The following is a 22995-nucleotide window of genomic DNA, read 5'->3' on the forward strand; positions in this document are numbered from 1 at the left end:
TTGTAGGCCGAACCGCCCAGCCCCTCGATGTCGAGGTAGGTGTCGCCGGCGGCTTCACCCGTGTTGGCACCCGACCATGACAGGTTGGCGATCACGCCGGCAGCGGCATGGTAGTAGCTGGCCAGATCGAAGCCGTCCCCGCCGTCGAGGGTATCGGCCCCCTCGCCGCCGAGCAGGTCGTCGTTGCCGGCACCGCCATCGAGGCGGTCATCGCCCTCATGGCCATAGAACTCGTTGGCGAGATCATTGCCGGTGAGACTGTCGTTGTGCCGCGATCCATGCAGGCCCTCGATGGAGACATAGAGGTCACCCGTCGCTAAGCCGCTATTGAGCGACACGTCCCTGAGATTGGCCGTCACAGCAGCAGAGGCGCTGTAGTAATCGACAAAGTCGAAGCCCGAGCCGCCATCGATCAAATCGCTGCCCTTGGAACCGATAAAACGATCATTCCCATCCCCTCCAAGCAAGAGATCGGCTTCGGTGCTGCCGGATAGGATATCGTCCCCTGCTTCTCCGCTCACGACCCCGCCGCCGGAGAGATTGTCAGCCTGATCCGTTCCACGCGTCACGGGTATGTGGGCGGCCTTTTCGGTCGTACCGTCAACAGTAATTGTTCCGTCGTTTATGCCATCGACAAGCGCCTCTCTCTCCCAAAGGAGAAAACTTGTGTCTTGGCGATTGACGCTCTCAAGGTATGAATCAGTAGGACCAAAGAGAGCAATTCCTGGCACTTCCAGCCCAGTGAGTTCGTAGGTTCGTGTAATGACTGATGTCGACCCATTGGACCAAGTAACGGTTGTTGTGGTCGTCACTGTGTCCCAAGTCTGCGTGTAACTCGTGCTGGAACTACTTAGATAAGGCACCACGACGATCGCGTTGTCGAGTAGGATCGTCGTACCTGTGAAATTGTTCGTAGTCGGCGCGGTTGCAGACAAAGTTGCAATATATCCAGCAACATTGACTGTACAGGTCACCGGCGCCGGCCCAGTATAGGTGTATGCGCCCCCAGTACTGTCCCCACTTGCAGTGCCCGTGCCGGATCCGCTTTGAGTGCCTCCGGATGCCGTTCCCCCCGTCGTACTGGACCCGCCAGAACTAGGTCCGATAAAGACCCCGTTGCCGTACCAATTTGAGAGGGTCCCCCCATGTGAGAGCTCGAACAAAACGCAGAGTTGTTCCAACGATGCCATAGCGCCGACCATTCGAAACCCCTTGCCACAGTTCAAGTGTGGAAGGGGCGTACACCCGGTAAATGAGGCTCTATTTCTCGGCTGAAGGGAGCTAGAGTCTACTCCATAATCGTGTAGTAAATCAAAATAACTGCATGAAAAATAAGCTATAACTCTCCCGATAGTTGCATTCCGCAATGAAAGAGATGCGCGCTGGTAGCACCCAACGCCTGCGTCATGCAGTATCGACTACACTACGGACACATCCCCGCATCGCGCCCAAATGCTCCAGCAAAACCTTCGTGCTCGGTAACCCGGCCACAGTCGCAAGGCGCTTGAGAATGACCGCCGGCACGTTCTCCGCATCAAATTTTCCTTCGATGGTCAGACGCTGCCACTGGAAGATGTCGTTGAAGAGCCGGTGGGCTTCGGCGAGAGTCCTTGCGTTATCGCTCGACAGAAGGCCTGCAGTCTGAGCCTCTGCGAAAGTGGCTTCCGTCGAAAGGCCGGCGAGCGACGGATGCGCATTGGCATGGGCCAACACCAGACCCTGCGCGATGAAGTCGAGATCGGTGAGGCCGCCGCGGGCGAGCTTCATGTCCCACGGGTCGCCGTCGCCCTTCTCCTGCGCGATCAGCTCGCGCATGGCGCGCACTTCCCTGAACACGTGCTTCGGATTCCGCTCGGCGGTGAGGATATCCTTGATGGCTTGCGCTACGTCAGCGCCGAACGCCTCGTCACCGGCCAGCACGCGGGCGCGGGTGAGCGCCATGTGCTCCCAGAGGTCGGCCTCTGTCTTCTGGTAATTCACGAAGCCCTTGAACTGCGACGCGACAGGACCCTTGCCGCCCTGCGGGCGCAGGCGCAGGTCGACATCGTAGAGCAGCCCGCGCCGGGTCGGGACGGTCAGCGCCGAGACGAGGCGCTGCGTCAGGCGCGTGTAATAGACAACTGCGTCGAGGCTGCGTGCTCCATTGCTCTCGCGCACATTCTCGTCGAAATCGTAGATCACTACGAGGTCGAGGTCCGAGCCTGCCGTCAGTTCGCGGCTGCCGAGGCGGCCGAGGCCGAGGATCGCGATGCTCGAACCCGGCACGATTCCATGCTCGGCCTCAAAGGCGCGGCGGACCTCGTCGAACGAGGCGCGGATGACGGCGCGCGCGATGGCCGCATAGGCCTCTCCCGTCTGCGTCGGCGAGAGAACGCCGGAGAGCAGCCGCGCGCTGGTGACGAAGCGCATCTGGCGGGCCGCATCGCGGATGCGGTCGAGAAAATCCTCGAAGTCGCGCGGCGGACCGATGAGCTGCCTGACCTGGCTTTCAATCGTCTCGTCGTCCGTGGTGGGCGTGCCGAAGGCGGGATCGATCAACGCATCGAGCACATGGGGGGACTGCGCCACCGTGTCGGCCAGGCGCGGCGCGGTGCCGAGAAGATCGGCAAAGAGAAGCCGCAGGCGGTCGTGCGATTGCAGGATGGTGAGGAGCTCAACGGCCGCCGGCATGCGCCCGAAGGCGCGGTCGAGGGCAGCCAGTGCCCCATCGGGATCGGCGGTGCCGCCGAGCGCGGAGAGCAGCGCGGGCGTGAGCTCGGTCAGCACCTCGCGGGCCCGCGCGCTCTGGATCGCAGGGCGTCTGCCAAAATGCCAGCCGCGCACGGTCTCGGCCACACGCTCAGGCTCATGGAAGCCGAGGCGCTGCAGGGTCGCGAGCGTATCGGGATCGTTGTCCGAACCGGTGAAGACGAGACTGCCCACGTCGGAGGCAAGCTCCGGCCCTTCTTCGAACAAAAGCGCATAATGCCCCTGCACGATCGTCGCCTGATCCGTGAGGGCCTTGGAGAAGGCCTTGAGGTTGGGATAGCCGCAGAATTTCGCGAAGCACTTCAGCTGCTCCTCGTCCGCGGGCAGGCGCTGCGTCTGCTCGTCGGCCACCATCTGCAGCCGGTGCTCGATGGTGCGTAGGAAACGGTAGGCGTCGGAGAGCTCGTCGCGCGCCCTGTCGGTGATCCAGCCCTCATCGTGGAGGGCTTTGAGCATGTCGAGGGTGCGGCGTCCGCGCAAGCCGGGACGGCGCCCGCCGAACACGAGCTGCTGCGTCTGCACGAAGAACTCGATCTCGCGGATGCCGCCGCGTCCGAGCTTGATGTCGTGGCCCACAACGGCGATCTGGTCATGCCCGCGCACCGCATGGATCTGCCGCTTCATGGCATGCACGTCGGCGATGGAGGCGAAGTCGAAATACTTGCGCCAGATGAAGGGGCGCAGCTCCTTCAGGAAGTTCTCTCCGAGCGCGAGATCGCCGGCGATGGGCCGCGCCTTGATGAAGGCCGCGCGCTCCCAGTTCTGCCCCACAGTCTCGTAATAGACATAGGCCGAGGCGAGCGAAACGGCGGTGGGCGTCGAGCCGGGATCGGGGCGCAGGCGATAATCGACGCGATGCACATAGCCATCCGCCGTTCGCTCCTGCAGGAGCTTGGCGAGCTGCTGCGCGATGCGGGTGTAGACCGTCGCGGCCTCGGATGGGTCCCGCAGCACCTGCGTGTCCGGATCGAAGAAGATCACGAGATCGATGTCGCTCGAATAATTGAGCTCCCCTGCCCCGTGCTTGCCCAGCGCCAGCACGGTGAAGCCGGAGCCCTCGCCCGGCGCGTCCGGGTTCGCGAGCGTGATGCGCCCGAGATCCGCCATCTCGGTGAGAACGAGATCGACGCCGCCGGCGACAGAAGCATCGGCGAAGTCGGAGAGCGCCTGCGTCACCTGCTCCGTGGTCCAGAGGCCGCCGATATCGGCCATGGCGACGAGAAGCGCATGGGCGTTGCGGTTCTGCCGGAAGGCACGAACGGCATCGTCGCGGGTGATCGCGCCGGAGCGCAGCGCGCGGAACAGACCCGACTGGCTTTCGATGATGGCGCGATGCGCCTCCTCCGGCGAGGAGAAGACAAGCCTCGCCATGCGGGCCGGATCGTTGACGATCAGCTGCCAGAGGAACGGGGAATGATCGGCAAGGCCAAGGAGGAGGTCGTGGAAGAGGCCCTGGTCGAGATGCCCCAGCAGGGCAGCGGCCTCGGGCTCGTCGCGCACCCGCTCGGCGAAATCCTTCAGCTGCGCCTTCGCCCGTCTCGAGTCGGCCACGAGCGGCGCCTTGGTCAGGCGGCTGAGGAGGGTGTCATTCGAATCCGGCACGGCGGGTCTCTTTGGGTTACTGGGACCGGCCGAGTGTTCACGCCGGGAAACCGGAGGCAACCGAAAACTGCCGTGGGGCGCTCATCCTTCAGGCTTAAGCGGCCGATTGCAGGGAAGGCTGCGGAAGCTCCACGGCCTTCAGGGGCAGCGCCAGCACGACCCTCAAGCCCGGCTCGTTGTCCTCGAGCTTGAGCGCCCCGCCATGGAGACGCGCCACTGCGGCAGCGAGGCTGAGCCCCAGGCCGAAGCCAGGTCGGGAGCGCGCCGTCTCCAGGCGGACGAAGCGTTCCAGCACCCTGCTCCGATCTGCCTCCGGGATGCCGGGACCGCAGTCGGCCACGAGGATCAGCACCTCGCCGTCCCGGCGGTGGGCCGATACGCTGATTGTCTTGTCGGGAGCGTCGGACGAAGCGCCATACTTGAGGGCATTGTCGAGGAGGTTCGACATGGCCTGCCCGAGAAGCTCGCGGCTGCCGTGAACGGGCAGATCGTCCTCGACGGAGACCTCCAGCTCTACGCCCGCCTCCTCGGCCAAGGCCTCGTAGAGTTCCGCCACGCCGCGCACCGCCTCGGCCGCGTCGAAATCGGCCAGCCCCTCGCGAGCACTGCCGGCTTCCAGCCGCGCGATCATCAGCAGCGCATTGAAGATGCGGATGAGGTTGTCGCTCTCGTCGATGGTGGCCTCGAGCGCCGTCTTCAGCTCGTCCGGGGTGTTGGCGGTGCGCAGGGCCTCGTCGGCCTTGTTGCGCAGGCGCGTCAGGGGCGTCTTGAGATCGTGGGCGATGTTGTCCGAGACCTCCTGCATGCCGCGCATCAGCTCGCCGATGCGGTCGAGCATGGCGTTGAGGTTCTGCGCCAGGCGGTCGAGTTCGTCCCCGGTTCCTGCCACCTTCAGGCGACCGCCGAGATCGCCCGCCATGATGTGGCGCGTGATGTCCGTCATGTCGTCGACGCGCTTGAGCACCCGGCGCGCAATGAACCAGCTGCCCAGGCACCCGAGCACGCCGATGAAGAGCAGCGAATAGCCGAAGGCGCGGTGAATGATGTCGCGCAGGCGGATGCGCTCGCCCACGTCGCGCCCGACCAGGAGGCGAAAGCCGCCCGGCAGAAGATAGACCCGCACGATGGCGGCATCGGGCCGCGCCTCGGTCTCGTCGGTGCGGTTGTAGAGCGTCTCGAACTCCCCCGCGCGGCTGAGCACCTCCGGCGGCAGCGCGCCGACATTGCCGGCAATGCGCTCGCCGTTCTCCGTCGTCACCAGGTAAAGCAGGGCGCCCGGAGCGCGCGAGCGCCGCTCCACGTTGTTCACGAGACGACGCAGGCCGCCGAACCGGTACTGGTCGGACAGGCTGTTGATCTCGGTCTCGATGCTGGAGACGAACTGATCGGTCAGGAGCCTTTGGGCGTTCCAGGCGACATAGCCCAGCGTCACGAAAGCAAAGATGGTGAAGATGAGGAGATAGGCAAAGGACAGCTTGAAGGCGGTCGTGCGGAAGAGCTTGCCGAGAGCGCTCATGAAGGCTGTCATGGCCGCACGCTCATTCCTCGTCTCCGTCCGCACCCACGCGCACCATGTAGCCCGCGCCGCGGATGGTGTGGATGAGCGGCTTGTCGAAGCCCTTGTCGATCTTGGCGCGAAGCCGCGAGACGTGAACGTCGATCACGTTGGTCTGCGGATCGAAGTGATAGTCCCACACGTGCTCCAGCAGCATGGTGCGGGTGACCACCTGATTGGCGTTCTTCATCAGGTACTCGAGCAGCCGGAACTCGCGCGGCTGGAGCACGATCTCCTGGCCCGACCGGGCGACGCGATGCGACAGGCGGTCGAGCTCGAGGTCGGCGACGCGGTAGACGGTAGGCTCCGCACTGGGAGCCGAGGCTCGGCGCCGCGAGAGCACCTCGACACGGGCAAGGAGTTCGGAGAAGGCGTAGGGCTTGGGCAGGTAGTCGTCGCCGCCCGCGCGCAGGCCCTTCACCCGGTCGTCCACCTGGCCCAGCGCCGAGAGGATGAGCACCGGCGTCTCCACCTTCTGCTCGCGCAGGGACCGGATCAGGGAGAGGCCGTCGAGCTTGGGCAGCATGCGGTCGACCACGAGGACGTCGTAATCGCCGGCCTCCGCCATGGCGTAGCCGTCGAGGCCGTCGGCGGCATGGTCAGCCACGTGGCCTGCCTCACGGAACGCCTTGACGAGGTAGGAAGCCGCCTCTTTGTCGTCCTCTATGATCAGAATCCGCATCAGCCTGCACGCCGCACAAGAAAAAGCCCGTCGGCGGACCGGTCCTGGAGGGGAAAAACCGGTCCGCCGCGGGCAGAAGACACCAGGTGTCGGGGGCAATCAACTAAGAAAGCCTGGTGTCCATCTCCTTATCCGAAGGATCAGACGCCCTTCGGCTGGCTCGCGACCTCGAGGGTCACGGTCCGCTCCTTGCCGTCACGCCAGAGGGTGAGCGACAGGCTCTTGCCCGGGGCGACATTGGCCACCTTGCGGGAGAGGTCCTTGGCCTCCTTGATCGGCTGCCCGTCGACGGCGATGATCGTGTCGCCCGTCTTGACGCCGGCCTTGGCGGCGGGACTGTCCTTCATGGCCTCGGCCACGAGGGCGCCCTTGGGCTCGCTCAGGCCGATCGCCTCGGCGATCTCCTTGGTCACCGGCTGCATCTGCACGCCGATGAAGCCGCGGGTGACGGAGCCGTTCTCCTTGAGCGACGCGACGACGGTCTCGACCGTGCTCGCCGGGATGGCAAACGCAATACCCACATTGCCGCCCGACGGCGAGAAGATCGCCGTGTTCACGCCCACGACCTCGCCGGAGAGATTGAAGGTCGGGCCACCGGAGTTGCCCTTGTTCACGGAGGCGTCGATCTGGATGAAGTCGTCATAGGGACCGGCGCCGATGTCGCGGTGCTGGGCCGACACGATGCCGGCCGTGACCGTGCCGCCGAGGCCGAACGGGTTGCCGATGGCCACCACCCAGTCGCCGATGCGGGCCTTCTGGGCGGCTAGGCGGACGTAGGGGAAGTCGCTGCCCTCGACCTTCAGCAGGGCGAGGTCGGTCTTCGGATCAGTGCCCACCACCTTGGCGTCGAGCGTCTTGCCGTCGTCCATGGCGATCTCGACCGCGGAGCCCTTGTCGATCACATGGTTGTTGGTCACGATGTAGCCGTCGGCCGAAACGAAGAAGCCGGAGCCCATCGACTGGCCGAACCGGCGCGGACGCTCGCCGCGCTGGCTGCGGTCACCGCGCTCACCGTCGCGGAACTGGCGGAAGAAGCGCTCCATGGGATGGCCCGGGGGCAGGTCCGGCATCGAGAACTGCTGGCCGTCGTCATCGTCGCGGTCGGCCACGTTCTGCACCTTGACCTTCACGGAAACCACGGCGGGCTTCACGCGCTCGATCACGTCGGCAAAGGCTGGAGCGCTCTGGACCGGCTGGGCCATGGACCGCAGCTCGGCATGGGCGGCATTGGGGGCAACCAGACCGCTCTCGACAGCGCCGCCTGCGATCAACGCAGCCACGGCCACTGCGCCGAGCCATGTCGCGGTGCGCTTGCGGGCGGGAGTGGAAACCTTGTCCAACATCTCTTGTCTCTCCTCGAAGAACTCTTGTCGGTTCGTCATGGGAGCAAGATGGGGGGTGCTGGATTACGGTACCCTCACCCGAAGATGAAATGTTGGTAAGGTTTCGTCAGGAGGCGGATTTGTCCTGGCTGAGCAGCCTCTCCAGCGCCTCACGCTCCTCCTCGTCGAGGGTCGGGGCGGTGGGGTTCGGACGGCGTCTCAGGGCCGCGTAGGCGCCGAGGCCGCCCAGCACCAGCACCAGGGCCGGGGTCAGCCAGAGCAGCAGGGTGTGGGCGCCGAAGGTGGGCTTCAGCAGGACGAACTCGCCGTAGCGCTGGACCAGGAAGCTCTCCACCTCGTCGTCGGTGTCTCCGGCGACCAGCCGCTCGCGCACCAGCAGCCGCAGGTCCTTGGCGAGCTGGGCGTCGGAATCGTCGATGGACTGGTTCTGGCAGACGAGGCAGCGCAGGCCCGCCGAGATCTCGCGGGCGCGCCGTTCGAGGGCCGGATCCTTCAGCACCTCACCCGGCTGAACCGCGAAGGCGGAACCGCTGAACAGAAGGGCCGCGATGAGGGCGAGAACGAAGCGCATGGCCTACTCCGCAGGAACCGCAGCCGACGGCATCGTCTTGGCCGGGGCAGGCGCGCCGATGCGCAGGCGCCGGTCGGTCAGGGAGATGCCGCCGCCGATGGCCATCACCAGTGAGCCGATCCAGATCAGAAGCACCAGGGGCTTGTGGTAGAGCCTGATGCCGACCGACCCGTCCGGCTGCGCATCGCCGATGCTGGCATAGACCTGGCCGAGGCCGATGGTCAGGATTCCGGCCTCCGTGGTCGGCATGCCGCGGGTCACGTAGAGCCGCTTCATGGTCTCGATGGTGCCGATCTCGTGACCGGACCTGAATACGGTCAGGACGGCCGCGTCCTCGCGGTAATTGGCCTCGACGCGCGGGATCACCCGCTCGAGCCGCACCTCATAATCACCGCCCTTGAGGCGCTCGCCCACCTTCAGGCTGCCAATGGCCTCGATGCCCCAGGCGGTGGCCGCGATGCCGATCACCGTGAGGCCGACGCCCGCATGGGCCAGGGCCGTGCCCCAGGCCGAGCGCGGCAGGCCTCGCGCCTTGCGCCAGGCGGCCGAGAGCGGCGTGCCCTTCGACCAGGAGCGCGTCACGATCTCGTTGAGCGAGCCGAGCACCAGATAGACGCCGAGCCCGATGCCGAGGGGCGCCGCCACCGGACCGCCGTAGCTGAAGGCGAACAGGACCATGGTGGCCAGGATCGAGATGCCGAACACCGCATAGAGGCGCTGGGCCGTGCCGAGGAAGTTGCCGCGCTTCCAGGCGAGCGTCTGCCCGAGGGGCAGCAGCAGCAGGAGCGGCACGATCAGCGGCAGGAAGGTGAAGTTGAAGAACGGCGCGCCGACGGAGATCTTGTCGCCGGTCATCACCTCCAGGGCCAGCGGGTAGAGCGTGCCGATGAACACGGTGGCGCAGGCGGTGGCGAGGAACAGGTTGTTGACCACGAGCGCGCCCTCGCGGGAGACAGGCGCGAACAGGCCGCCCTGCCGGAGCATGGGCGCGCGCCAGGCGAAGAGCGCCAGCGAGCCGCCGATGAACAGGATCAGGATGCCAAGGATGAACGTGCCGCGCTCCGGGTCGACCGCGAAGGAATGCACGGAGGTGAGCACGCCGGAGCGCACCAGGAAGGTTCCGAGCAGCGAGAGCGAAAAGGTCAGGATGGCGAGCAGGATCGTCCAGACCTTCAAGGCGTCGCGCTTTTCCATCACCACGGTGGAGTGCACGAGCGCCGTGCCGGCGAGCCACGGCATGAGCGAGGCGTTCTCCACCGGGTCCCAGAACCACCAGCCGCCCCAGCCGAGTTCGTAATAGGCCCAGTAGGAGCCCATGGCGATGCCGAGCGTCAGGAACGCCCAGGCGCCGAGCGTCCAGGGCCGCACGATCCTGGCCCAGACCGCATCGATGCGCCCGTCGATGAGCGCCGCGCACGCGAAGGCGAAGGAGATCGAAAAGCCCACATAGCCGATGTAGAGGAGCGGCGGATGGATCGCGAGGCCGGGGTCCTGCAGGAGCGGATTGAGGTCCTGCCCTTCGAGCGGCGCCGGAACGACGCGCGTGAAGGGGTTGGACGTGGTGAGAATGAACAGCAGGAACGCGATGGTCACGGCAGCCTGCACGGCCAGCGTGTTCGCCTGCAGCCGCATGGGGATGCTGTTGCGCGAGATCGCCACGACCGCGCCGAACAGGGCCAGGATCAGCACCCACAGCAGCATGGAGCCTTCGTGGTTCCCCCACACGCCGGAGATCTTGTAGATTAGCGGCTTCGCCGAGTGCGAGTTCTGAAAGACGTTGAGCACCGAGAAGTCGGAGTTCAGGTAGGCGAAGGTCAGGGCCAGGAACGAGAAGGCGATGCAGGCGAAGACCGCCAGCGCGCTCGCCGGCGCCACCGCCATGAGCACGGGATCGTTCGCACGCGCGCCCCAGAGCGGCACGAGGAACTGGATCAGCGACAGGCCCAGGGCGAGCGCGAGTGCGAAATGTCCAGCCTCGACTATCACGAGGATTCTCCCTTGCTACTGCGTCTTGGGCGAAGCGTCGGCCTCGCCCTGCCAGTGGCCCTGCTTCTTCAGCGTGTCGGCGACCTCACGCGGCATATAGTTCTCGTCGTGCTTGGCGAGAACCGAGTCGGCACGGAAAGCGCTCGGGCTCTCCAGGATGCCCTCGGCCACGACCCCCTGCCCTTCGCGGAACAGGTCGGGCAGCAGGCCCTTGTAGTTCACCTTGATCGTGGCCTCGGCATCCATGACCTCGAAGGTGATCTGCTGATCGGCGCCGCGCTGCACGGAGCCTTCCTTCACGAGGCCGCCGAGGCGGATGCGCGTGCCGGGCTGCACGCTCTTCGCCTGGATGTCGGCCGGCGAGTTGAAGAACACGATCGTGTCGTTCATGGCGTAGAGCACGAGCCCGAGTGCGACCGCGAGGACGCATCCGGCAACTCCGATGAGGGTCAGGCGGCGTTGTTTTCTCGTCATGGCTGTGCGTCGGTGAGTTTCAGTTCCTGGGCCATCGTGTCGATGGTCTTCAAGGCTTCGGTATCCTGCGCCAGAGCCTCCCGGGCGCGCTTGGCCGCATCCGCTGCCTTGTCGCGCTGCCCCAGCACCGCATAGGAGCGCATGAGCCGCGCCCATTCCTCGGCGGTGCCGCCCTGGGATTCGAGCCGGCTTGCAAGGCCGGCCACCATGCCGGCGATGGCCTCGGGGCCGATCTGCGGCGTTGTGGCCGCCGGGGCTGCCTCGGGCTGGGGTGCGCCGAGCGCCGCCAGCTCCTGCCTCACGGCATCCACCCACGGCGCATCGGCGGGCGAGGACGCAAGCATCTCCTGGAAAATCGTCTTGGCCTTGTCAGTCTGCCCATCCTGCACGGCCGCGCGGGCGAGATAGAACTGGGCCTTGGGCGCGCTCGGGTCGAGCTTGAGCGCCTGCTCGAAGGCGGCTTGCGCCTCCGCAGTGATGAGCCCGTCCTTGGCAAGCACCAGGACCTCGCCGTAATTGGCGAACCGGACGGCGTCGGGCGTTTGGTAGCGGATCGCCGATTCATAGGCTTTCACCGCGTCCTCGATGCGCCCCATGCGCAGATAGACCGGAGCGATCACCTCCCAGCCGCGCCCGTCCTGCGGGTTCCTGGCGAGATGCGCCTCGATCTCGGCCACAGCTCCGAGCAGGTTCATGTTGCCTGCCTGCTGGGCCTGCTGCAGCTGCGCGCCCGGAGGCTGGCTCAGCAGCTGGGGCGAGCCGTAGATTTCGTAAGTGGCGAGCGCCAGCAGCGGGACGATCGACAATGCGAGGGTCGATGCGGCGCGGCGGCGGCGCAGGGCCGGCTCGCCGACGGCGGCGAAAGCCTCCTCGGCCTGCAGGCCTGTCGCCCGCAGAAGCCGGCGTCCGGCTTCGGCCTTGGCGGCCTCCGCTTCGCCGGGAAGAAGCACGCCGCGGGCCAGATCCCGCTCGATTTCCCCGATCTGCGAGCGATAGAACTGCGTGTCCGGATCGGCCTGGCGCCCGACCGCATAGTGACGCGACAGCGGCCACAGAACCGCCATCACGGCTGCGGCCGTCATTGCCAGAAGAATGATCCAGATCACCATAAAGTCCTATTTACTCCGTGTCCTCCTGAAGCACGACGGTGGCACGGTGTCACGCGTAAATGTCCTTAAGATGAACTCCTGTCCCCTGGGAGTTCGAGGATCGCGCGCAGACCTCCCATGGGCGAGGCGTCGAGCCTGAGCGAGCCGCGATAGAGGCTCGCCAGATCGCTGACAATGGAGAGGCCGAGGCCGGAGCCGGGCTTTGTCTCGTCGAGCCGCCGGCCGCGCTTGAGCATCTCGGTCCTGGCGGCCTCGGGCAGGCCCGGCCCGTCGTCGTCGATCAGCAGGCGGAAGCGCGGCCGGTCGTCGTCGCGGACGATCTCGACCGCCACGACCACCTTGCGCGCGGCCCATTTGGCCGCGTTGTCGATGAGGTTGCCGGCCATTTCCTCGAGATCCTGCTTCTCCCCGCGAAAGCGCAGGTCCGGCGGGATCGCGAGCTCCACCTCCAGGTCCTTGTCGCGATAGATCTTCGCGAAGGTGCGCGCCAACCCTGCGATCACGGGCTCGGCTTCCGTCAGGGTTCCGAGCGTGCCGGCGAGCGCCGCCGCGCGGGCGCGGTCGAGGTAGTAATTGACCTGGTCGCGCATGAGGGCCGCCTGCTCGCGGACCTTGGCGGCCACATCCTCGGGCGCGTTCTCGGCCTCGTTCATGATCACGCTGAGGGGCGTCTTGAGCGCATGGGCGAGGTTGCCAACTTGCGTGCGGGCGCGCTCCAGGATCTCCCGGTTGGTGTCGAGGAGCAGGTTCAGTTCACTGGCCAGGGGAGAGATATCGCGCGGGTATTCGCCCGCGATGCGCTCCGCCTCCCCCTGCCGGATGGCACCCAGCGCGCTGCGGAGATTCGACAGGGGCCGCAGGCCGAAGCGGATCTGGAGAAGCGTGGTGAATCCCAGCCCGGTGCCGAGCAGGGCGAACGTGACGGTGAGGGCGAAGATGAAGTCCCGCACGGCCGCCTCGATCTCGTCGGACGGTCCGGCCACGCGGATGATGTAACGTCCGTCCTCGCCCAGGTCGATGTCGCGCTCGATGATGCGCAGGGAGCGGTCGTCGGGGGCCCGGCCATAGCCAGGGCGGATCTGGCCGAAGCGGTCGTCGCCCGCGGCAAGGTTCGGCAATTGCCCGCCGAACAGGGATTTCGAGGAGCGGATCTCGGCGGGCGCCGCGTTGGGCCGCGCCACCTGCCAGTACCAGCCCGACAGGGGCAGCTCGAACCGGGGATCGCCGATGGGGCCGAGGTCCCGGTCGGGATCGCCCGGCCCGACGAGGTTCGACGCGAGCGTGTTGGCATAGACCAGGAGGCGCTGGTCGAAAGCCCGTTCCGTGTTCTCCCGGTAGAGGGTCGACAGGATCAGCCCCGCGATCAGCAGGATCACGAAGCTCCAGAACACGGAAGAGACCGCCAGGCGGACCGCGATGGGCCGGCTGGCGAAGCGTTTCACGAGCGGGCCGAGACTGGTCACGTCTTGGTCGGGGCCTGGCTCGCGTCAAGGAGATAGCCCAGCCCCCGGACGGTCTGGATGATGTCGACCCCGAGCTTCTTGCGAAGCCTGCCGATGAAGACCTCGATGGTGTTCGAGTCCCGGTCGAAATCCTGGTCGTAGAGATGCTCGGTCAACTCGCCGCGCGAGACGATGCGGCCGGTGTGGTGCATCAGGTAGGACAGCAGCCGGTATTCGTGCGAGGTCAGCTTCACCGGGTTGCCGTCGACAGCCACGCGGCCCGAGCGGGTGTCGAGCTTCACGGGGCCGCAGCTGATCTCGCTGGTGGCATGGCCGGCTGAGCGGCGCAGCAGGGCACGCACGCGGGCGAGAAGCTCCTCCATGTGGAAAGGCTTCGTTACGTAATCGTCGGCGCCGGCATCGAAACCCTGGACCTTGTCGCTCCAGCGGTCGCGGGCCGTGAGGATGATGACGGGCACCTTGCGTCCCTCGCGGCGCCAGGCTGTCAGCACGGTGACGCCGTCCACCTTCGGCAGGCCGAGATCGAGGATGATGGCGTCGTAGGGCTCCGTTTCCCCAAGGAATTGCCCCTCCTCGCCGTCCATGGCGGCATCCACCGCATAGCCAGCCTGCTCGAGGGCAGTCACGATCTGCTTATTGAGGGTTCTGTCGTCCTCGACAACGAGTAGGCGCACGGTTTTCGCTTTCTCTACTTGACCGATCTCACGCGCCCGGAGGAGCCGTCGATCATCACTTGCACGATGCGACCGTCCTTTTGCAAGGCCATGATCACATAGACAAGGGCATCGCTGCTGCGGCAGAGGCTGGCCCGGACCACGTCGGCGCCCGGCACCTGGCGGCGCGCCGTCATCACGGCGGAAGCCGGGGTGACGACGTCCTTGGACGCCACGGCAGCCTGCATCTCACGTTGCGGAAGGCAGTTCCTGAGGGCTGCGGATGCGCTTTGCGCATGGGCAGCCCCCACCATTCCCCACAACGCTATGACCAGACAAACCAGACGCATGAGGTGACCATGCCTTTACCGCACTGAACGAAGTCTGAATGTAGATAGGGCCGGTTTCGGAAGGATGAACCACCGCTATCCCCTTAAAAATCCTCCTTGTTCAGGATCTGCTTCGTGGCGACGATCCGAAAGGCAGTGGAGGCGATGAAGCTGCCGGCGGCGACGAGCTGGAACAGCGCCTCCTCGACGGCGCCGCTTGCCAGCGCCGAGCCGTCGAAGCCGAACAGCCCGAGAACGAGGGCGGCGAACCCGATGAGGTTGGACCAAACGGTCCGGCTGGCCAGAACATTCTTGGTATCGAACATGTCAGACACTCCTGGAGTGAGGGGGTGAAGAGAAAGCAAGCCGCAGAGCCCCCTGCTCGACGGCAAGGACCCGCCGGCGCCAGCCGCGCCCGAAGACGGGCCAGGCGGCGAGACGGCCGAGAAAGCCGAGGCGGGCCCGGGTGAGACGACGGATCGCTTGCGGGAGATCGGCTTCCCCTGCGGCCTTCAGGGTCACGGGCCCCATGAGCCCGTCCGCGGGAACGCCGAGCGTGGTCTGCAGCATCCGCACGGCCCGGACCGGGCCCGAATTCACGGCCAGGTCGAAGACCGCGAGATCGAGACCGGGCGGCAGCTCGTCGGCGCGCACGGCATCCCAGTAGAGCCTGCGGTAGAGGGCGACCGCTTCCGCGCGGGTCAGCTCCCGCACGTCCGTGACGGAGGCGGGATATCCCCTGGCCCGGGACAGGGTTTCGCGGGTGATGCCGAACTTGGTCGCTCCGCCCGGATCGCCAGGGTGATGCACGAAGCCGCCTTCGTGCTGCAGAACAATCTCGACGGCCTCCCCGAAGCGCGATGCGGTCACGGGCGGTCTCACAGTTCCGCCTCAAGCGCGATGAAGGCATCGGGTCCGAGGTAGATGTTGCCGACGCCGCCGGCCGCGGCGGTGAAGGAGGAGCCGGCGCGGAAGCGCAGAACCACGCAGGACGCGCTCGGAGGCGTTGCGCTCGTCACCGTCAAGGCGCCCGTCAGCGCGGACCAGACGGCGCTGCTGTTGCTGTAGAAGCCCACCTGATTCCCGGAGGGCGGCGCGTTCAGCCAGGTGAACCCGCTGGTGAGGAGCGTGGGATCGGCCCGCATCGGCACCGGCAGAGTGCAGACGGCATCGATGATGTTCATGCCGACGCGCTGCCCGACATAGCCGAGCAAGCAGGGCGCTCCGCCGGTGGTGGCGAGGCGCTGGAAATATCGGCGGCAGCGGAGTTCCTCCATGTCGGGCAATGGAGCGCTCCAGGGGCTGGCATGGGCGCCGAGTTCCAGCTTCACGCGCCTGAAGGTGCAGGCAGCCTCTGGCTGCAGGCGCACCGTGATGTTGCCGGTTTCGGCGCCGTCGAGGGTCACGCTCGCCGCCTGACGGCCGGAGCCTGCCGGAATGACGGCACTCTTCGAGCCGACGAGCACCGGCAGGGCCGCCGAGGGATCCTCCACCGAGAGCGTCAGGGTCGCGCCGGCAAGGTTGCCGGCACCGAACTCCGCCGCCGCCTGCGCGGCATCGACCACTTGGTCGAGAGCGCCCGCAAGGGTGATCGTGCCGTCGGCCGCGCGCGTGACGGTGCAGCCGCCAGGCCCGGCCTTCCAGCGGTCGAAGCCGAAGACACCCTCGGCCAGCGAACCGCCCGCGAAGCGGCGCTGGTTCACGATGAACGCGGGATTGATGAGCAGATTGAGGCGCGGCGCGTTGGTGAGGCCCACGGGGAACGACGCGATGCCGGTGCGTCGGTCGATCATGAGGGCGTCGCGCCACTGGGCCCCATCGGGCGAGACGCGGATACTGAAATCGTCGTTGCCGATCAGGCCCGTCTCTGCGCGCCCGCTGAAGCCGCGCTGGTAGAGCTGCGAGAGAACGTTCGCCTCCGCACTCTTGTTGAGCACGAAGCGCAGATCACCGCTCCCGCCCTCCTCTGCGTTCAGCGCCGCGAACAGCGCAGCGTTGAGCTTTGCCGACAACCGGTTCAGGGCGTCGGCATTCGTGCCGATGCCGAGCCGCTGCAGGTTATGGATCTCGTCGGGCACGGAGCCGAAGGTCTTCCATTCGGCTCCGTCGAAGACAACGACAAGATCCTCGTTCTCCACGTAAGCGCGCCAGCCCGCCCGCGGCGAGAAGAAACGCCAGAGGCCGAGATCGAACAGGGCGATCCGGCCCTCCTGCCCCGCAAAGGCGCCCGTCCCATTCGCGCCAACGAGGAAACGGTCGCCCTCCTCGGGCGCCGCCGGCGGCGCGGTGCGGTTGCGCTCCTTCACGGCGAGCTGCACGAGCGCATCGAGCGATGCGAGCGCCTCGTTGTGGGTGACATGCTTCTGCGCCTGCGCGGCTGCGATGAGCGGCAGGGCGAGATGGGGCGTCGATGACATGGAAGGGTGTGCTCCGACAGGGAAACGGACAAGGATGCGCTGACAACACCCACTCACGTCATCACCGGCCTCGTGCCGGTGATCTCGATTTGGAGAGCGCAGCGTTTTCGGATCGGGATGGCCGGCACGAGGCCGGCCATGACGGGCTGGGTGTCATCCCCGGCGCACGCAGTGCGGGAAGGGGATCCATCGCGTTGCGCATACGGGTGGATTCCCTTCCCCTCCGCTGACGCTCCGGCCGGGAATGACAACCGTCCGGTCAAACGTTAGTCAGTGCGAAAATCATGCAGCCGTTCAGCGGATGGCAATAACGACACGTCGCTCGAAGCCGCGCCCCGCAACGGCGCTCATCTGCGCGACGGCGAGAGCCAGCATGGATTGGACATCGCCGAAATCGGCGATCTCCTGCGCGGCCGTGTAGAGGACGGAAGGCTGCGCACTCGTGAGCCTCCGCACCGGCTGTCCATCTTTGAGAATATCGATCTCGTAGGCCTCCGCGTCCTCGGCGAGCGGCACGTCCACAGCCTCCCAGCCATCGCCGTTGCGGCGCGTGCGGCGGATCCAATCGAGACGAATGCCGCCGGGCTCGCGCCGCGCCGTCACGTGCACCGGGCTGAAGGGCTTCAGCGCCTCGCGCCCCACGGTCGCGGCGATCTCCGCCATGGACGCATCTGCATGGTCGCGCCCGGACGGCCCGATCCTGTAGCGCCATGTCTGGCCGAGATCCTGGAGATTGGTTGCAAGCGGCGCGACCGCCTCGTCGAGCTTCACGATCAGGGCGCCGGCCGGCACGAGGCGGCCGGCCTCCGGCTCGCTGCCCGCAAGCCCGCGCAAAAAGCGCGACAGGCGATAGGTGCGCTCCCCGATCAGTTCGGCGCGCGCGGCGGACAGGATCTCCCAGCGGCCATCGGTGCCGCGCAAGGCGAAGAGGTTGCGCCCGGCCAAGGCCGCCTCGTCGTCGATGGAGCTCAATGCGCCGGTGGAAATTTCCACGTCGAGCGTCGCGTGCACGTCCCAGCGCCAGAGCGGTCCGGACGCCAGAGCGGTCTTCGTGCGGCCGATCAGGGCGGGCAGGTCGAGGATGCGGTAGGGCGTGAAGCTCGCGCCGTTCCCCGAGCGCCAGATCGTCATGGCGCCGGGCCAGGGATCGGCCGCCACCGCGATGTATTGCAGCGGCACGGGGTCGCCGAGCGCCGCCGGCAGGTCGAGCACGACAACCACAGGCTTCCCCGGCACAGGCGGAGGGCGCTTCACCGGACGCGGAATCGCGTAGCCCGGCCGCTCGAACACCGCCGGCTCCACCGCGCGCGTGCTGACCTTGCGCGTCGGTCCATCGGCGATGCGCGTGATACGATGCAGCTTCGGCCCCGCATCGGTGGGAACGGCGATCACGTCGCCCGGCTCCAGCTCGATCCGGCGCGGCGAGACCTCGAACTCGGCGCCCTCGCGCCCCGCCCACAGATCCTGCAGCCAGGTATCGGCGAGGCGCTGGGCCTCGGCGCGGCGGGTGACGACGGCGCTGTCCGCCCGCGCCTCCCGGCGGCTCGATCCGGACAGGCGACGCGACGCGACAGCCGCGCGCCGGTAATCCGTGTCGCCTTCCGTGAACCCCACCTCCACCTGCTGCGGCAATTCGGTTTCCTGCGCGCGGGTGAGGCGCAGCGAAGGCTCCTCCTCGTTCAGCACGAGATCGTCCTTCGTCAGGTTCAGCACGGCGCGGCCGCCCCTGCCCTGCCAGGCGATCGTACCGCCGCGTGCCACCGCATCCACGCCGAAGAGGCGCAGCAGCGGCTCGAGCGCCCCGCGCAGGGACATCGGCCGGTCGATCACGTAACCATCCACGAAGCCGTCGACGGGAAGAACGCCGGGATCGGGGAGGCCGAAATCGCGCAGGACTCGCGCGATCAGGCGGTCGAGGGTCGCACCCTCGATGCGGCCGGTGATCCAGTGGCCGGTGTCCCAGTTGGCACCGTCCGACCACACGCTATCGAAATCGGGAAAGGCCGGATAGGGCCTGGCATCCCAGGCCCAGACGAACACATTGCCCGGGTCCACCATGCGCCCGTTGTAGGACGGCGAGGCGGGATTGTACTCAGGTGCAAAACCGCGCTGCGCCGGATCGAAGCGCGAGAGGATGGCCTCGAGACCGCGCGCCTGCACGAGGTCGTCGCGCACCCCGCGCGAGAATGGCGGATAGGCCGATTCCGACGATTTCGGATCGGGAAAGACGTTCGGCCCGTTTGGCCCCTTGTCGACGGCGGGCACGCCGATCTCGGTAAGCCAGATCGGCTTCGATTGCGGCTGCCATGCGGTGGCGCCAGTCTCGACGCCGCCGACGCGCTCCACATGCCGGTTGGACCACCAGGACACGAGATCCTTCTGGCGGAAGACCCAGGGCTTGTTGAAGGCGCCGTCGGTGATCGGCGTGCGGGTCTGGGCCGCGCGATGCGAGGCACTGGCGTAGTACCAGTCGAACGCCTCGCCGCTGCCGAGCCGCGCGCGCAGGTAATCCACATCATGGATGCTGCGCCCAGCCGCCAGATCCGCATGATCGGGACCGTCGCGCCAGTCGGAGATCGGCGGGTAGTAATCGATGCCGACCGCATCGATGGCGGTGCTGGCGAACAGGGGATCGAGGGGAAAGCGCACCTCGCTGCCGCCGTTCAGCACATGAGCGCCGTATTCCGTCCAGTCCGCCGCATAGACGATTGTCGTGGAGGCGCGCAGGACCGCACGCACATCCTGCGCAAGCTCCCGCAGCCGCGCGACCGCAGGATAGACGCCGGAGGCGGAGCGCACCCGCGTGAGGCCGACGAGCTCGCTGCCGAGAATGAAGCCGTCGACGCCCCCCGCCTGCTCGGCGAGCGCCGCATAATGCAGCACCATGCGGTTGAAGCCCGCAGCCCGGGTAAACCAGAGATTCACCTGGCTGGCGGCGGCACTCGTTCCGTCGGGAGAACCGGATTGGCCCGGCGCGGGATGGCAGGTGATGCGCCCGCGCCAGGGATAGGCGGGCTGGCCGGTGCCGCCATAGGGATCCGGCAGGCTGTTGCCGGCAGGCACGTCCATCATCACGAAGGGATAGAGCACCACCTCGAGGCCGCGATCCTTCAGATTGCGGATCAGCCGGATCACGCTCTCGTCGGACGGCGTGCCGCCATAGGCGGGCGTTCCCTTCACGAGCGAGACCGCCTTCGCGTCTTCCCGCGTCAACCCGGCCACCGACCAGGCGGCGCCGTCGGTGGTTTTCGTCGTCACGTCCACACGCGGCTCGACGAGGCATGAGCCGGCGCGCAGATCGTCGCCGAACCAGCTCACCACGAGGGACACCCGCTTGAGGTTCGGGCACAAGGCCTCCAACGCATCGAGGGAGGCCGACACGTCGGCGGCGCGTTGCAGCTGGTGCCGGTTCTCTGCCTTCGTCTTGCCGAGGTCGAGCACCTGCATCACGGGCTTGGTGTCGTAGCCGAACTCGCTCGCGCCGGGGATGAGGCACACGGCGCGGACCATGCGGTTGAGCCCGTCGACGGGCCGGATCACCTCGAAGGAGAATTGCGGCACGCGGTGGCCGAAATCGGCGAGCGGCAGGCGCTCGAACACCACATAGGCCAGCCCGCGATAGGCCGGCGCATGATCCGCGCCCTCCTTGGCGACGATGAGCGGATCCGGGCTTTGCGTCTCGCTGCCCTTGTGCACGCGCATGGTGAGCGTGCTGAGATCCAACTCGCGCCCATCGGCCCACACGCGCCGGATGAACCCGATGCGCCCCTCGCACAGGCCGACCGCGAGATTGGCGAAATAGGAATAGGTGGTGGTAACGGTCTTCGGCCCGCCCGTGCCCTTGCCGCCCTGACTGCCCCGGTCGGTATCGCTGTTCACCACCTCCTCCAGGCGCGTCGCCCAGATGAGCTGGCCGCCGATGCGCGCCCGGCCATAGACCCGCGGGATCGGCGCGCCCTCCGTGGAGGTGAGCCCGTCGATGTCCTTGAGGCGCGGGCCCTCGACGTATTTGGTGTCGCTGCCGGAGAAGAGCGCATTGTCGATGGCGGCGCCCGCGAGCGCCCCGAGCGCACGCCCCGCCATGGCGCCGATCGGCCCGCCGACCATGCCGCCAACGACGGAGCCGACGGTTTGAAGAACGATGGTGGCCATCAGGGTGCATCCGGAAAACGAAAGGCATGGGACAGGTGACGCCGCCACCAGGGCCGAAACGCGACTTCCGCGACCGCAGCGCCGTCATGGGCGTGGATCATGGTGTCGTCAGATGTGGCGATGGCGCAGTGCTTGGCCGGCATGGTCTCGCGCCAGCGGAAGAGCAGCACGTCGCCGGGAGCGAACTGCGTGGGCTCGATCTCCACGAGATGCTTTCGCGCGGCAGCCACCAGCGTATCCGCCCCGGCCTCGGCCCAATCGGGCGAATACGGCGGCGGCAGCTCGGGCTCGGCCCCCATGACACCGCGCCACACGCCGCGCAGCAGCCCGAGGCAGTCGCAGCCGACGCCCTTCAGCGAGGCCTGGTGGCGATAAGGCGTGCCGATCCAGGACCGGGCCTCGGCGAGGATGAGGTGAGGTGTGGGCATGAGAATGCTCGCGGCAGCACCCTCCCCTCGAGGGGGAGGGTCGGCTCGAAGAGCCGGGGTGGGGTGAAAGGCGCAACAGGGATGATGGGCTGTGCGTTGAGTCCGAGTCTGCTCGGGCAAGGGCGCGCTGCCACCCCACCCCGCCGCCCTGAAGGGCGTCGACCCTCCCCCTCAAGGGAAGGATAAGAACGGCTTCACCTGAAAAAGCTCCCGCCATCCAGCCCCGGCTCACCCTGCTGCGGCATACGGATGATGAAGTCGTTGCCGGGCATGTGTGGGAAGCCGCGGAAATTCGCGACGTTGTCGAACTTCCTGCGGCACATTCCGTGGGTCTTGTCGCAGCCCGCCGTGACCTGGAACGTGTCGCCGACTTGGATCGGTTGCGGCGCACGCTGCCAGAGATCAAACTCGTCCGTGCCGCTCAACGCGCGATGCACCTTGACCTCCACCGCGACGCCCGCATTGTCGCCGGTGAGCCAGGTGAGCTTGCCGGCATTGCACCAGCCGTCCGCAAAGCCTATGCCGGAGGCGGCGATGGTCAGCGCACCGTCGGTGCGCGTCACCGTGCCGGTGTCGGCATACGTTGACGCGGTGAGGTTCACACCGCACTGTACATCGCCGAGATCGGCTGAGCAGGTGGCGCGGAACAGGCGCCCACGCTCCTCGTCGAAGCGGTGCATGAGGCCCCGCACCTCGGCCACGAAGCTGCCGTCGGCGCGGCGGATCTCGCCGATGGAGCCGATGTCGAGGAGCACGCGCTCCTCCACATTGCTCCAGTTCACGAGCCAGGTTTCCACGCTCGCGTCATCGTAGAGGCCGGAGGAGATGTCGTCCTCGGTCAGCCCTGCCGAGACGAGCGCGCCGGCCACCTCGCCGCCGCCGACCGCAAAGCCCAGCTCGGCACTCGCTTCGGCTGCTTCCAACCCCGAGCGCGCTGCATAGATGGTGCCGCCGAAGGAGATGTCGCGGTCGTGATCGGTGAAGCCGAAGGCGGTGCCGTCGCGCCGGATGAGCCGCCAGCAATGGCACAACGTGGTGGCTCCATCGGTGAGATGGGCAGCAAGGTTTTCAGGGATGGTGCGCATGGTTGTGCTCGAATGGTGTTGTGATGCCTGTCGCCTTGCTTTCGTCGTCATGGCCGGGCTCGGCCCGGCCATCCACGCCTTCAACCCGTTCGGTCTCCCTCCAGCCTCATCCTGAGGAGGATTGCGTGAGCAATCCGTCTCGAAGGAGGCTCCGGTGCGCGCTGGACGATCCTTCGAGACGCAGCCTGACGTCTGCTCCTCAGGATGAGGCTGGAGAAGCGGATAGAAAGACGTGGATCCCCGGACCAAGTCCGGGGATGACGAGGAGGGTGTCAGGACCAGAAGGGTGTCATTCCCGGCCGGAGCGCAGCGGAGGGGAAGGGAATCCACTTACACACTCGGCGCTATGGATCCCCTTCCCTCGCCTACGGCTCGCCGGGGATGACAGCGTCTTGCAT

Annotated in this window: 18 protein-coding genes; all 18 read right to left on the reverse strand. The window is 66.8% G+C overall.

What is annotated here, in order from left to right:
* Positions 1-569 (reverse strand): calcium-binding protein (locus tag JAO75_RS12250; protein WP_425523179.1); only part of this gene is annotated, 569 nt, incomplete at its 3' end.
* Between the two features lie 835 nt (positions 570-1404).
* Positions 1405-4350 (reverse strand): bifunctional [glutamine synthetase] adenylyltransferase/[glutamine synthetase]-adenylyl-L-tyrosine phosphorylase, encoded by a 2946-nt coding sequence (locus JAO75_RS12255; RefSeq protein ID WP_199049427.1) that lies wholly within the window; start codon positions 4348-4350, stop codon positions 1405-1407.
* Between the two features lie 94 nt (positions 4351-4444).
* On the reverse strand, positions 4445-5878 hold the full coding sequence (locus JAO75_RS12260; protein ID WP_199049428.1) for a HAMP domain-containing sensor histidine kinase: 1434 nt from the start codon (positions 5876-5878) through the stop codon (positions 4445-4447).
* A gap of 10 nt (positions 5879-5888) precedes the next feature.
* On the reverse strand, positions 5889-6587 hold the full coding sequence (locus JAO75_RS12265) for a winged helix-turn-helix domain-containing protein (protein ID WP_199049429.1): 699 nt from the start codon (positions 6585-6587) through the stop codon (positions 5889-5891).
* Positions 6588-6727: 140 nt separating this feature from the next.
* Complete coding sequence (locus JAO75_RS12270) at positions 6728-7930, reverse strand: trypsin-like peptidase domain-containing protein (protein WP_199049430.1); 1203 nt, start codon at positions 7928-7930, stop codon at positions 6728-6730.
* A gap of 106 nt (positions 7931-8036) precedes the next feature.
* Positions 8037-8501, reverse strand: coding sequence for a cytochrome c-type biogenesis protein (locus JAO75_RS12275; protein ID WP_199049431.1), 465 nt, complete (start codon positions 8499-8501; stop codon positions 8037-8039).
* 3 nt (positions 8502-8504) lie between these two features.
* On the reverse strand, positions 8505-10487 hold the full coding sequence (locus JAO75_RS12280) for a heme lyase CcmF/NrfE family subunit (RefSeq protein ID WP_199049432.1): 1983 nt from the start codon (positions 10485-10487) through the stop codon (positions 8505-8507).
* Positions 10488-10502: 15 nt separating this feature from the next.
* The gene (gene ccmE / locus JAO75_RS12285; protein ID WP_199049433.1) at positions 10503-10961 is read right to left on the reverse strand and encodes a cytochrome c maturation protein CcmE; all 459 of its coding nucleotides are present in this window, start codon (positions 10959-10961) and stop codon (positions 10503-10505) included.
* Complete coding sequence (gene ccmI / locus JAO75_RS12290) at positions 10958-12070, reverse strand: c-type cytochrome biogenesis protein CcmI (RefSeq protein ID WP_199049434.1); 1113 nt, start codon at positions 12068-12070, stop codon at positions 10958-10960. Before ccmI ends, ccmE begins: the two co-directional genes overlap by 4 nt.
* 65 nt (positions 12071-12135) lie before the next feature.
* A complete protein-coding gene (locus tag JAO75_RS12295) occupies positions 12136-13533 on the reverse strand; it encodes an ATP-binding protein (RefSeq protein ID WP_199049435.1) in 1398 nt (465 codons plus the stop codon).
* Positions 13530-14207 (reverse strand): response regulator, encoded by a 678-nt coding sequence (locus JAO75_RS12300; RefSeq protein ID WP_199049436.1) that lies wholly within the window; start codon positions 14205-14207, stop codon positions 13530-13532. Before JAO75_RS12300 ends, JAO75_RS12295 begins: the two co-directional genes overlap by 4 nt.
* 14 nt (positions 14208-14221) lie before the next feature.
* The gene (locus JAO75_RS12305) at positions 14222-14422 is read right to left on the reverse strand and encodes a PepSY domain-containing protein (RefSeq protein ID WP_199049437.1); all 201 of its coding nucleotides are present in this window, start codon (positions 14420-14422) and stop codon (positions 14222-14224) included.
* Between the two features lie 197 nt (positions 14423-14619).
* Positions 14620-14841: a hypothetical protein gene (locus JAO75_RS12310; RefSeq protein WP_199049438.1), complete on the reverse strand. Its 222-nt coding sequence runs from the start codon at positions 14839-14841 to the stop codon at positions 14620-14622.
* A gap of 1 nt (position 14842) precedes the next feature.
* Positions 14843-15385, reverse strand: a complete 543-nt coding sequence (locus JAO75_RS12315) for a glycosyl hydrolase 108 family protein (protein ID WP_199049439.1) — start codon at positions 15383-15385, stop codon at positions 14843-14845.
* 8 nt (positions 15386-15393) lie between these two features.
* A complete protein-coding gene (locus JAO75_RS12320; protein ID WP_199049440.1) occupies positions 15394-16932 on the reverse strand; it encodes a DUF2793 domain-containing protein in 1539 nt (512 codons plus the stop codon).
* 294 nt (positions 16933-17226) lie between these two features.
* Complete coding sequence (locus JAO75_RS12325; RefSeq protein WP_199049441.1) at positions 17227-21084, reverse strand: baseplate multidomain protein megatron; 3858 nt, start codon at positions 21082-21084, stop codon at positions 17227-17229.
* Positions 21084-21512, reverse strand: coding sequence for an NlpC/P60 family protein (locus tag JAO75_RS12330; RefSeq protein WP_199049442.1), 429 nt, complete (start codon positions 21510-21512; stop codon positions 21084-21086). Before JAO75_RS12330 ends, JAO75_RS12325 begins: the two co-directional genes overlap by 1 nt.
* Before the next feature lie 194 nt (positions 21513-21706).
* The gene (locus tag JAO75_RS12335) at positions 21707-22597 is read right to left on the reverse strand and encodes a DUF2163 domain-containing protein (protein ID WP_199049443.1); all 891 of its coding nucleotides are present in this window, start codon (positions 22595-22597) and stop codon (positions 21707-21709) included.
* Positions 22598-22995 lie beyond the last annotated feature (398 nt).

The sequence above is a fragment of the Microvirga splendida genome, from assembly GCF_016427565.1.
GTDB classification, from domain to species: Bacteria; Pseudomonadota; Alphaproteobacteria; order Rhizobiales; family Beijerinckiaceae; genus Microvirga; species Microvirga splendida.